Raw genomic sequence first — 12,561 nt, forward strand, 5'->3', positions numbered from 1 at the left:
TCCGCAAAAAAAGTTGGACCAAAGCCCAACTTTAACTTAATTAATATTATTTTACTACATCGAACGTACTTTCGCACGTTATTTAACTTTTATTTTAAAAGCTTAGCTAAGACCTCTTGATATTCTTGTGCTGCTTTTTCAGCAGTTTCAATATCTTTCTTATTTACACCAACATAAGCCTTAATTACAGGCTCAGTTCCTGATGGACGAAGAGCAACCCAAGTTTCATCATCTAAGAAGTATTTCAAAACATTTGATTTAGGAAAGCCGGTTAATGGAGTCTTCTTGCCATCTTCAATAGTTTCTTGAGTTTCAAAGTCTTGAATCTTAACTACTTTAGTACCGTTAATTTCAGTTAAATGCTTTTTACGCAATTTACTCATTAATTCAGCCATCTTCTTTTGGCCGCCGATACCAGGCATTTCAACAGCCTTTGTAATTTCATAAGCAACGCCGTACTTTTGCCAAATTTCTTGTAAACCATCAAAAACAGTCATACCTTTAGAAGCATAGTAACTTGCAACTTCCGCAAACATTAAGGCTCCTTGCATCGCATCTTTATCTCTAGCAAACGGCTTAAACAAGTAACCATAACTTTCTTCAAAGCCCATTAAAAATTTGCCGTCTTTTTCTTTGTTCATGCGGTCAACTTCTTCGCCGATGTACTTAAATCCAGTCAAAACATGCTTAGTTTTAATTCCAAAATCATCAGCAATCTTAAATGGAAGAGCACTTGATACAACTGAAGTTACTAATTCATAATCGGAAGACAAGGTGCCGTTTTCTTTCATATGAACTAATAAATAATATGCCATCAAAGTAGCAATTTGATTTCCAGTTAACACTTGGAAGTCGCCATTATTTTTTCTAACAGCGGCGCCCATTCTATCGGCGTCAGGATCAGTTGCAATAATAACATTAGCATCTACTTTATTAGCTAATTTAAATCCTGGTTCAAATACATCCCGATATTCAGGATTTGGCTTAATTGTGGTTGGAAATTCTGGATCAATAATTGATTGACTTGGAACTGGAATTACATTATCAAATCCTCCTTGTCTGAATGCACGATCATAAAGCATCTTGCCCGTACCATGCAATGGAGTGTAAATAATCTTCAATTTATCAGCATTTGCTTTAACCATTTCAGGGTCAACAGTAACTTCTTTTAAATGTGCTAAATATGCTTCATCAACATCTTCACCAATTAATTGTAAAGTGCCATCAGCACGTAATTGCTCAACTGGTGCAGTTTCTACGCTAAAAATGTCGTCAACTTTTTGAGCATAGCTAAATAAGCGATCAGCATTATCAGGTGCCATTTGAGCACCGTCTTCGCCGTATACTTTATATCCGTTATATTGTTTAGCATTATGAGAAGCAGTAATGTTAATTCCAGCAAAAGTATGTAAGTGGCGAACAGCAAATGAAAGTTCTGGAGTAGGACGTAGGTCGTCAAATAAGTAAACTTGAATTCCATGCTTACCCAAAATTTGTGCAGCGTGTTGGGCAAAATCACGTGAGTGATAGCGCGAATCAAAAGAAATTGCCACTCCACGCTTTTTAGCCTCTTCGCCATTTTCTTCAATTAAGAGTGCGAGTCCTTCAGTAACACGGCCAACTGTAAATAAGTTAATTCTGTTAGTACCTGGTTCTAAACGTCCGCGCATACCAGCAGTTCCAAAATTGATATCTTGGCTAAAAGCATCTTCAACCCAGCTTGAGTCTTTGCTAAGTTCAGTTAATTGATCTTTTAAATACTTTGGAAGTTTTGTAGTATTTTCCCACTTTGCCAAATTATCTTGTGCGTTCATATGTTTCCTCTATTCCATCTTATTAGTACTTAATTTCTATTCTACTATTTTCTATCATAAAAATTAATGAAAAATAGTAAAAAAAGAAACCGCTTTTACGGTTTCTTTTCTATAAATTTGAATCATTGATTTGTTGAATGTAATTATAAGCTTCTTGACCAGCAATACTGCCATCGCCAACTGCATTAGCAATTTGACGCAAGTCTTTAGCTCTGACATCTCCCATCGCAAATATTCCTGGAACTTTTGTATGCATTTTTTCATCAGTTGGAATCCAGCCGAATTCATCTAAGATTCCCAAATCTTTAAAAGCAGCAGTTTGTGGGACAACACCTACATAAATAAATACTCCGGCAACCTTTAATTTCTTAATGCTGCCATCTTCTTTGTCCTTGTAAGTTACTGCTTGAACTTTATTTTCATCGCCATCAATTGATTCGACTTGAGCATTCCAAATAAACTTCATCTTATCATTTGCAAAGGCGCGCTTTTGCAAAACAGGTTGAGCTCTTAATTGATCACGACGGTGAATAATAGTTACGGACTTAGCTAATTGAGCAAGATAAATTCCTTCTTCAACAGCTGAATCGCCTCCACCAATTACAGCAACATCTTCATCTTTGAAAAATGCTGCATCGCATACTGCACAGTAGGAAACACCTTTACCGGCATACTCTTCTTCACCAGGCACACCTAATTTTTTATGATCAGCACCAGTACCAATAATTACGGCCTGAGTAGAAAATTCACCACTATCAGTGATAACAATTTTTTTATCGCCATCTAGCTTTATGCTTTTGACGTCGCCATACTTAAACTCAGGTTCAAATTTCATTGCCGATTGATACATTTTTTCGCCAAGTTCAGGGCCTTTGATGTCCGTAAAGCCAGGATAATTATCAATTGCGTCAGTATTATTCATTTGACCGCCATAAATTCCACGATCAAGCATTAATACTTTTAAGTTTGCACGTGCCGCATATAAAGCAGCAGTTAACCCAGCAGGACCGGCACCAATAATAACTACATCATAATCTGTTGCCATTTTATCGCCTCAGTTTCTTTCTTACTATTTGTAAGTATATTGTACTATGAGGAAAAAATAATTACAAGTTTATTGCTTATAATCTGATTTCTGGCTTTGGATTTCTACCCATCATAATTTTGATTTCTTTATCAACATCTGAATTTTCGTAAAGAACACGATAAATTGCTTCACTAATCGGCATATCAATATTCTTTTCTTGAGCTAATTCATGGACAGCTTTAACAGTAGTAGCTCCTTCAACAACTTGACCCATGTTTTCTAAAACATAGTCTAAGCTCTTGCCTTCACCAATTTGTTTGCCAGCACGCCAATTACGAGAATTAGAAGAAGTTGCGGTCACAATTAAATCGCCAATACCAGAAAGGCCGGAAAAAGTCATTGGTTTAGCACCAAAGTATTTAACGCCTAAACGGGTAATTTCAGCTAAACCTCTAGTCATCAAAGCTGCCTTAGCATCATCGCCGTATCCTTTACCCACTAAAATACCTGCAGCGATGGCAATAACGTTTTTAACTGCCCCACCAACTTCTACTCCAACTAGATCATCATTAGTGTAGAAGCGAACATAATTATTTGAGAATAATTTTTGAATTCTCTTAGCATTTTCTTCACTCGTAGAAGCACAGGCAATTGCGGTTAAATCTTTTTGAGCTACATTTTCAGCATGACTAGGACCAGAAATTGCAACAATCTTTTCACTATTATTTGGATAAATTTCTTCAGTTAAAATATCTGAAATTAATTTTTTACTGCCTGGTTCAATACCCTTAGTAGCAGTTACCAAAAGTGGCTCAGTTCCGATTTCATCCAAGACTTTCTTAACATTCTTGGCAACAATTCTAACTGCCTTAGTTGGCAAAACAAACAAAACAATTTCTGCGCCTGTTAAAGCTTCTTCTAAATCTCCAGTTGCAGGAACATGGGGATTTAATTTCCAGTCTTTCATATAGTGACTATTGGTATGATGTTCGTTAATTTCTTGATTAACTTTATCAATATTTCCATATAAAACCACGTCATTGCCATTATCGGCAAGCATAGATCCTAATACGGAACCCCATGAACCATTTCCTAAAACTGCTATTTTTGTCATTTTAAAACTCAAACTTTCTATAAAATATTTAATTCTCTCAATCTCTATTATACGGGTATTTTAGTCCACTACCAGCCAAATACCATTTTGGATGTACAATATTACGACGATAAATCCAAATAATAATTGCGGCAAAGAATAAAACTAAACTTAGTGCTTGAGAAACTCTAATGGTATTAGCAATATATAAACTGTCTGTTCTCATTCCTTCGACAAAGAAACGAACGCAAGAATACCAAATCACATAACTTAAAAAGATTTCTCCGCGTTTAAATAAATGCTTTTTATGGCGCAAACTCAAAATTATGATTAAGCCAATCAAGTTGAAGAATGATTCGTACAAATATGTTGGTTGATAGTAATGACCATTAATATACATTTGCTGAATAATAAAATCAGGTAAATGCAAGTGCTGTAAAAATGCTAGCGTAGTTCTTATACCATGAGCTTCTTGGTTCATAAAATTACCCCACCGTGCAATAACTTGCGCAGCCATTACCCCAGGCGCAATTATATCTAGCATTAACCATATTGGCAGCATTCGTACGTGACAAAAGATAATTAAGACAATAATTCCACCAATTAGGCCGCCATAAATAGCTATTCCACCATTCCAGATAGCAATTATTTGGTCTGGATGTTGTGAGAAATATCCCCATTCAAAAATTACATAGTAAATACGTGCACAAATAAATCCAATCGGAACTGCCCACAGCAAAAAGTCAATAAAATCATCTGGCATGATTTGACGCTTTTTACCTTCTGAAATTGCCATCAGAGTTGCCACTAAAACACCTGTAGCCATCAAAATTCCATACCACCTTACTGACAAAGATCCAATTTGAAATGCTACAGGATTAAGCGCAAGTGTCATTAATCTTTCTCCTCCTTACGAGAATTATCAGAGATAAGCTCCGTCAAATTTTGTTCAAATTTTTGACTAGCATCATAGCCCATCTTTTTAGCTCTAAAGTTCATGGCAGCAACTTCAATAATAATTGCTAAGTTGCGTCCTACTTTAACTGGCAGGGTAACTTGTGGAACTTTTACGCCAAAAATTTCTTGGGTCTGTTCATTAAAACCAAGGCGGTCATAATTGCTCTTAGGATCCCAATTTTCTAGACGTGTAATTAGTTGAATTTCAGTGCTATCCTTTACTGAACCAGCACCAAACAAGTTCATGATATCAATAATTCCGATTCCTCTAATTTCCATCAAGTGCTTTAAAATCTTAGGAGCTTCACCAACAATAGTTTTTTCGTCTTTTTGATAGACATCTACACGATCGTCCGCAATCAAACGGTGTCCTCTTTTAACTAAATCAAGGGCTGTTTCGGATTTTCCGACACCAGAATTACCAACAATTAAAACTCCCATACCGTAGATTTCAACTAAAACTCCGTGGATACTTTTACGAGGTGCTAATTGCTCATCTAAGTATTGGGTTAAAACACTAGATAAATGCGTTGTTGCCATCGAGCTATGAAGGACAGGAATTTTTGCAGCTTCAGCGGCTTGGATCAATTCATCAGGAATTGGTAAATCACGCGACACGACAAAACAAGGTGTTTGATCAGTTGCCATTTTTGTGAAAACTTTTAAACGTAAATCATGATCTAAATGAGCCGCATATGAGATCTCAGTTCGACCTAAAAGCTGAATTCTTTCTTTAGGATAAAAATCAAAATAACCAGTTAATTCTAAGCCAGGACGTGAAATATCTGAAATAGCAATTTTATGTTTTTTTAAAAACTTATCGCCTTCAACTACTTTTAAAGTAGGATTGCTTTTAACTAACTCTTCGACTGTTACTGCATCTGCCATAATTAACCTCTATTCATCCATATCTTTGACTGACACATTTTTTGGCTTTCCTCTTTTATTTTTTGTATGCTTATTTTTATTATTCGGCTTATTAAAATAATAAATTAACCAGATTACTAGGGCAACTAGTAATGCAAGTGGAATTAATGCAAATACGAATTTTAATACCACAAAAGCAAGTGCTAATACGATTAAAATCGCAATTACCAATAAAAATATAATTAAAAAGCTCATTTTATATTATCGACTCCTTAATTAGGATTGCTTTGACTTAGTTTCCATTGTAAATAGGCATAGATAAAATCATCAATTTTACCATCCATTACACCATTTACATCACTGGTTTCAAAATTAGTGCGGTGATCTTTCACCATATTGTAGGGGTGGAATACGTAAGAACGAATTTGTGAGCCAAAACCAATATCCATTTGGTCCCCCTTTAATGCTTGAGTCTGCTTACGCTTTTTTTCTTCTTCTAGTTGAAACAGCTTGGCTCTTAACATATTCATTGCTGTTTCACGATTTTGAAGCTGCGAACGTTGTGCCTGAGAAGCAGTTACAATTCCAGTTGGCAAGTGAGTAATTCTTACAGCACTTGATGTTTTATTAATGTGCTGACCACCTGCTCCGCTAGAACGATAAACATCGATTCGTAAATCATCAGGGTTAATATCGATCTTGATGCTTTGATCAATTTCAGGAATTACTTCTACAGAAGCAAAAGATGTATGTCTTCTTTTAGCTGAATCAAAAGGAGAAATTCTTACTAAACGATGTACGCCGTTTTCTGATTTTAAAAGTCCAAAAGCATTATTGCCCTGAATTCTAATACTTACGCTTTTAACGCCAGCTTCGTCTCCTGGCTCATAATCTTCAACTTCAAACTTCAAGCCATGACTTTCGCAATATCTTTGATACATTCTCAAAAGCATATCTGCCCAATCCATGGCTTCTGTTCCACCAGCACCTGGGTGAATTTCCATTAACGCATTATGTTGATCATACTTATCTGAAAGTAATAAGTTAAGTTCATATTCATGAAAGCTTTTACTCAATTCAATCATCTGATCACTAAGTTCTGTTTGTAAATCTTGATCAGGATCGGATTTTAAAAGATCTAAGGCAACTTGTGCATCTTGAAAATCATTATTTAGTTTTTGGAATTTTTCGCTCTTTTCTTTCATCTGATTGGTCTGCGCAATCAAATTTTGAGCAGCTTCTTGATCATCCCAAAAGTCAGGCTCAGCCATCTTAGATTCGTTAATAGCAATCCCTTCATTTAACGAATCGAAGTCAAAGAGACCTCCTGAAATGGTTTAATTTTTCGGATAAATTATCTAATTGATTTTGTATCTCACTAACTTCCATTTAAATTCCTCCTAAAAAGAAAAGAGGAGACCTCACGCCTCCTCTTTTTACTAACGACTAAGATTTTGTCTAATTTGAGCTTTCATGAATAAGCGAGTAGCGTCAAATTCAATGTTACTGATCATTTCTTCAAACATTCTATAACCAGCTTCTTGATATTCAACAAGTGGATTCAACTGACCGTAACCACGTAAACTAATGGATTGACGAAGTTGATCCATGGCATCGATATGATCAGTCCAGCGATCATCTACGACACGCAAGATAACTACCTTTTCAAATTCTAGCATTTGAGCAGGATCGGCGAGTTGTTCTTGCTTTTGCTTATAATTTTCTTCAGCTAAGTCATAAAGCTTTTGCTTAAGCCCATCTGCCGTAATAGTCTTCAAATCAATCTTCTTAGCTGTTTCTTCATCAGTAATACTTGATGCAATAAAGTCGCGTAATTGATCATTACGCCAATCTTTTTTATCACCTTGAGTATACATATCTACTTGATGATCAATTGTACGTTTAATCATTGGCATAAGAACATTTTTTAATGATTTTTCTTCATTAATGACTTGCATTCTTTCGCCATAAATGATTTCACGTTGAGTTCTCATAACATCATCGTATTGCAAAGTCTGCTTACGAGTGTCGTAGTTATTACCTTCAACACGTTTTTGTGCAGATTCAACTTGCTTGGTAATCATTCTACTTTCGATAACTTTATCGTCATCATTATCTGATACTCGGTCTAAAAATGCCTTAACACGATCTGAACCAAATCGCTTCATCAAGTCATCTTCTAGTGAAAGGTAGAATCTAGTGTAACCAGGATCTCCCTGACGCCCAGAACGTCCACGAAGCTGGTTATCGATACGACGAGATTCGTGTCTTTCAGTACCAATAACTGCTAAACCACCTAATTCCTTAACACCAGGCCCAAGCTTAATATCAGTACCACGTCCGGCCATGTTAGTTGCGATAGTTACAGCACCGCGCTGACCAGCATTCATGATAATTTCGGCTTCTTTGGCGTGGTTTTTAGCGTTCAAAACTGCGTGAGGAATACCTGCAGCATCAAGCATTTTACTTAAACGTTCTGAACTTTCAATAGCCACTGTACCAACCAAAACTGGCTGACCTTTTGCATGACGTTTCTTAATTTCTTCAACTACAGCTTCAAATTTTGAATCTAAAGTTGGGTATAAGATATCAGGCATATCTTTTCTAGCGATTGGTCTGTTAGTAGGAATCGTGATAACTTGCATGTTGTAAATTTCACGGAATTCTTCTTCTTCAGTCTTAGCAGTACCGGTCATACCAGATAACTTCTTGTACATTCTAAAGAAGTTCTGGTAAGTAATAGTTGCTTGAGTCTTAGATTCTTCTTGAATCTTAACGCCTTCTTTGGCTTCGATTGCTTGGTGAAGACCATCTGAATAACGACGCCCCTCCATTACACGTCCAGTAAAGGAGTCAACGATCATTACTTCGCCATTTTGAACCACATAATCAATATCTTTTAGCATGATGTAGTTAGCACGCAATGCTTGATCAATGTGGTGCACTAAGACTTGGTTATCAATGTCATACAAGTTGCGCAAACCAAAGTGACGACAAGCTTTTTCAATACCTTGATTAGTTAAATTGATGGTCTTAGTTGGCCAATCAATTTTGTAATCGCCATGATCTTCATCATCATCTGCATCGTCATCGCTTTTATCTTCTACTAAAGTTTTAACAAAACGATCAGCACGAATATACTCGCTATTTGCTTGTTGAGCTTGACCTGAAATAATCAATGGAGTTCTAGCTTCATCAATCAAAATTGAGTCAACCTCATCAATGATGGCATAGTTCAATGGTCTTTGAACCATTTGTTCTTTGTAAACCACCATGTTGTCACGCAAATAGTCAAAACCTAATTCTGAGTTAGTTGAGTAAGTAACATCACAATTGTATGCTTCGCGTTTTTCATCAGCAGACATTGAGTTTAAGTTTAATCCTACTGATAAGCCGAGCCACTTGTACAACTGTCCCATTTCACTTTCATCACGAGAAGAAAGGTATTCGTTAACAGTAACAACATGGACACCTTTACCAGTTAGGGCGTTTAAATAAACTGGCATAGTAGCCGTTAAAGTCTTACCTTCACCAGTCATCATTTCAGCAATATTACCAAAGTGAAGGGCAATACCACCAATGACCTGTACGCGGAATGGATATAATCCTAAAACTCTCTTAGCTCCTTCACGCGCAGTAGCGAAAGCTTCTGGTAAAAGATCATCAAGACTTTCGCCATTTTTAATACGTTCACGGAATTCAGGAGTTTTTGCCTGAAGTTGTTCATCTGATAGTTTTTCATAATCACTTGCTAAAGCTTCAACTTTATCAGCAAGCTTTTCAAATTTCTTTAATTCACGTTTATCACTATCGTAAAGTTTTTTTAGAATATTTGCCATTAAATCGGTCCTTACGTGTAAATTTTGTGCACAAATCTAAAGATACTAAGTAATTTTAACATTTTTCAGTTAAATGAGAAACCCACTTATCCACAAAAAAATACCCTTAAGCTAAACTTAAGGGTATATCGCTATAATTAAAACTATTCGTTAGTTTCAATCAAGCCATAACGACCATCATTTCTGCGGTAAACAATGCTTGTACCATTAGTATCAGCATCTTCAAAAATGAAGAAATCATGACCTAATAAGTCCATTTGCAAAACAGCCTCTTCAGCGTTCATTGGTTTCAAATCTAAATGCTTGTTACGTACAATGTTGAATTTCTTTGGAGTTTCTTTTTCTTCTTCAACATTTTCATAGAAGAAATCTTTCAAGCCTTTTTCACGGCTCTTACGATTAATTCTAGTCTTGTACTTTCTAATTTGACGCTCTAATTTTTCTGAAACAAAATCAATACTCTTATACATATCGTCAGTAGTATCTTCAGCACGAAGTACCAAGTATGGAAGTGGAATAGTAACTTCTACTTTAGCTGAGTGATCTGGGTAAACACGCATGTTTACATGAGCGATTACATCAGATTCAATCTCAAAGTACTTCTCTAACTTTTCCAATCTCTTTTGAACATAATCTCTTAAAGAGTCGGTAACTTCAATATTTTCTCCACGAACGTTGTATTTTAACATTGTTGATTCTCTCCTTTCAAACGTCTTATGACGTTTTCTTTACACTTATAGTATAGCAAAAATGGAAGCGCTTTGCCTAATTATTTATCTAGCAATTGTAAAGCTCATAATCTCAATTTTAGGATACGCTTGTTGCAAGGCATCACGGGCATGATACAATGTTCGACCAGTCGTATAAATATCATCTAATAGTAAAATTCTACCTGATAATTTATATTTTTTTACCGACTTAAAAGTTTGTTTGGTCGCTAAACGCTGCTGCTTATTTTTTTCTCCTTGAGCTTGCTGACTATTGTCTTTAGTCAAAGCAAAAGTTAGAGGCACAAGATCTTTATAAATTTCGCTTATTGTATCAAATTTTCTTTTTTCTAAATGGCTAGGAGAGCTTGGAACGGGTACGTAAAAATCAGCCTTAGGCAATTTTTTTACTAAGTAGCTTAATACTTCATGAAGTAAAAAATCACCATAGCGCTTATAATTCACCATCAAATCATGAAAAGCATCATTATAGCGATACAAAGCTTTATTTTTTAAAAGATTATCAGGATACAACTGCTGCCATCTTTGGCAGTCTTGGCATATATCTAGTTTGAAATTTTCTGATAGTCTTTTATTACAATTTTGACAAGTTTTTCCAGTAATTTTTTTAAACTTGCTAAAGCAAGATTGGCACAAGACGATTTTGTCATTTTTTAAGCTAAAAAATAAATTTGAATAATTTAATTGCACTTTGAAAAGACTATTGCATAATAAACATCTATTCATCGATTCATTTTCCTTATTTGATAGTTAGCTTCTCTCAAGCTTTTGGTGTAGCGGTGATAACAAAATAAAACCAAACCACTACGATCATTTTTATTTCTTCCCACACGCCCTGCTATCTGCACTAAAGACGGAGTATTATAAATACCATCATCTGCAGCAACAACAATTACTTGTACACTTTTAAAAGTTACCCCTCTTTCCAAAATTGTCGTCGTAAGCAAAATATCTAACTCTTGATTTCTAAATCTTAAAACTTTCTCCTGTCTTTTTTTATCTGCCGCATGGACGCTGTCGATTTTCAAATCAGAAAAATTCTTTTTAAAAATCTGATGATAAGCCGGAAGCTGCGCAACCCTAGGAATAAAAACCAACAATGGCTTTTTAGTCTTAATAATTTTTTCAACCTGAGCCTTTAATTTTGGATGAAGTTTATTTTTACTAATAAAAGGTCGCAAATAAAATTGATTTTTCGGTACTGGCAAAAGACCGCCATGAAAACGTCTATTTAATAAAGAGTAGCCAATTTTATGACTCTTTGCTCTTTTTAATAAATTTTCGTCAGGAGTAGCTGTTAAATAAAACCTGCTGCCACTGACTTTAGCTGCCTGTTGGGCTCCAAAATGCAAAACCGGATCTTCATGGAAAGGAAAAGAATCAACTTCATCTATTACTAACAGATCAAAAGCACGATAAAATTTTAATAATTGGTGCGTCGTACAAATAATAAATTGTTCATCATCTGGCTCATGAAATTCACGCCCATGATATTTTCCGATTTCTGCGCAAGCAAAGGCCTCGCAAAATCTTGGATATAACTCGTCAACCACATCAATTCGCGGTGTGGCAATTGCCACTCTTTTGCCCTGTTTAAGGCATTCTTTAATTACACCAAATAGCATCTCAGTCTTGCCTGCTCCAGTAACTGCATGCACTAAATGATCTTTTTTATCGACAAAAGATTGAATTAATTCGCGCGAAACTTTTTCTTGAGCTTCAGTTAACTTGCCCCGCCAAGTTAAACCACCATTTGGCAAACTATCATATTTTTTAGAATTTTGATTGCGGTATAAATAATCATTTTCACAAATTCGTCCTAATCCAATACAATTGCGACAATAACGCTCTTTATTTGGTAAAAATGCTTGCGAAGCTTGATTGCAGCGCTGACAAATTCCGTTTTTCATTGCTGGTACTTTTTCAAATTCAACGTTTATGTTATCGTTTATCTGACTGCCCACACACTGTCGACCATACATTTTACTCATTAAATCACCTCATTACTTATTACACGAAAAGAGGCTTTATTTTTGTCAAATAATAAAAATGATTTTCTAACAATTAAAGAAAATGGCGTAAGTAAACTAATTATCAAAAAAAGCAAATTTATCTGCAGCATGGCTAGAACTGAAACTGAACAAGAAGCACAAGATTTTATCACTCAAATTAGCAAAAAATATCATGATGCTACTCATAATACTTTTGCTTACACTATTGGAAAAAACGATGAACA

General features: G+C 35.5%; 12 protein-coding genes. 1 reads left to right on the forward strand and 11 read right to left on the reverse strand.

All coding sequences use genetic code 11. The features are described from left to right. Nucleotides 1-89: 89 nt before the first annotated feature. From BN55_RS09425 to BN55_RS09475, 11 genes are all read right to left on the reverse strand, one after another. Nucleotides 90-1,814 (reverse strand): phospho-sugar mutase, encoded by a 1,725-nt coding sequence (locus tag BN55_RS09425; RefSeq protein WP_008471921.1) that lies wholly within the window; start codon nucleotides 1,812-1,814, stop codon nucleotides 90-92. A 109-nt stretch (nucleotides 1,815-1,923) separates the two neighbouring features. Then, nucleotides 1,924-2,859 carry a thioredoxin-disulfide reductase gene (trxB, locus tag BN55_RS09430; protein WP_008471923.1) on the reverse strand — a complete coding sequence of 312 codons (936 nt, stop codon included), beginning with the start codon at nucleotides 2,857-2,859 and terminating at the stop codon, nucleotides 1,924-1,926. A gap of 76 nt (nucleotides 2,860-2,935) precedes the next feature. Continuing rightward, a complete protein-coding gene (locus BN55_RS09435; RefSeq protein WP_008471924.1) occupies nucleotides 2,936-3,955 on the reverse strand; it encodes an NAD(P)H-dependent glycerol-3-phosphate dehydrogenase in 1,020 nt (339 codons plus the stop codon). Between the two features lie 37 nt (nucleotides 3,956-3,992). Continuing rightward, nucleotides 3,993-4,829: a prolipoprotein diacylglyceryl transferase gene (gene lgt / locus BN55_RS09440; protein ID WP_008471925.1), complete on the reverse strand. Its 837-nt coding sequence runs from the start codon at nucleotides 4,827-4,829 to the stop codon at nucleotides 3,993-3,995. Continuing rightward, entirely contained in the window at nucleotides 4,829-5,779 is a 951-nt protein-coding gene (gene hprK, locus BN55_RS09445; RefSeq protein WP_008471926.1) for an HPr(Ser) kinase/phosphatase, read from the reverse strand. Before hprK ends, lgt begins: the two co-directional genes overlap by 1 nt. A 9-nt stretch (nucleotides 5,780-5,788) precedes the next feature. Further along, nucleotides 5,789-6,013 carry a hypothetical protein gene (locus BN55_RS09450; protein ID WP_008471927.1) on the reverse strand — a complete coding sequence of 75 codons (225 nt, stop codon included), beginning with the start codon at nucleotides 6,011-6,013 and terminating at the stop codon, nucleotides 5,789-5,791. Nucleotides 6,014-6,030: 17 nt separating this feature from the next. Next, nucleotides 6,031-7,147 (reverse strand): peptide chain release factor 2 gene (gene prfB / locus BN55_RS09455; RefSeq protein WP_147614489.1). Its coding sequence is split into 2 segments (ribosomal slippage): nucleotides 6,031-7,074 and nucleotides 7,076-7,147, totalling 1,116 coding nucleotides; the frame shifts between segments, so codons are not numbered across the junction. A gap of 50 nt (nucleotides 7,148-7,197) precedes the next feature. Further along, nucleotides 7,198-9,597, reverse strand: coding sequence for a preprotein translocase subunit SecA (gene secA / locus BN55_RS09460; RefSeq protein WP_008471929.1), 2,400 nt, complete (start codon nucleotides 9,595-9,597; stop codon nucleotides 7,198-7,200). A 143-nt stretch (nucleotides 9,598-9,740) separates the two neighbouring features. After that, on the reverse strand, nucleotides 9,741-10,286 hold the full coding sequence (gene hpf / locus BN55_RS09465; protein ID WP_008471930.1) for a ribosome hibernation-promoting factor, HPF/YfiA family: 546 nt from the start codon (nucleotides 10,284-10,286) through the stop codon (nucleotides 9,741-9,743). Between the two features lie 84 nt (nucleotides 10,287-10,370). Continuing rightward, nucleotides 10,371-11,051, reverse strand: coding sequence for a ComF family protein (locus tag BN55_RS09470; protein WP_040469596.1), 681 nt, complete (start codon nucleotides 11,049-11,051; stop codon nucleotides 10,371-10,373). Continuing rightward, nucleotides 11,048-12,316: a DEAD/DEAH box helicase family protein gene (locus BN55_RS09475; RefSeq protein WP_008471932.1), complete on the reverse strand. Its 1,269-nt coding sequence runs from the start codon at nucleotides 12,314-12,316 to the stop codon at nucleotides 11,048-11,050. Before BN55_RS09475 ends, BN55_RS09470 begins: the two co-directional genes overlap by 4 nt. Before the next feature lie 42 nt (nucleotides 12,317-12,358). Between BN55_RS09475 and BN55_RS09480 the strand changes: the two genes are divergently transcribed. After that, nucleotides 12,359-12,561 (forward strand): YigZ family protein (locus BN55_RS09480; RefSeq protein ID WP_040469598.1); only part of this gene is annotated, 203 nt, incomplete at its 3' end.

The sequence above is a fragment of the Lactobacillus hominis DSM 23910 = CRBIP 24.179 genome (assembly GCF_000296835.1).
In the GTDB taxonomy this organism is placed as follows: Bacteria; Bacillota; Bacilli; order Lactobacillales; family Lactobacillaceae; genus Lactobacillus; species Lactobacillus hominis.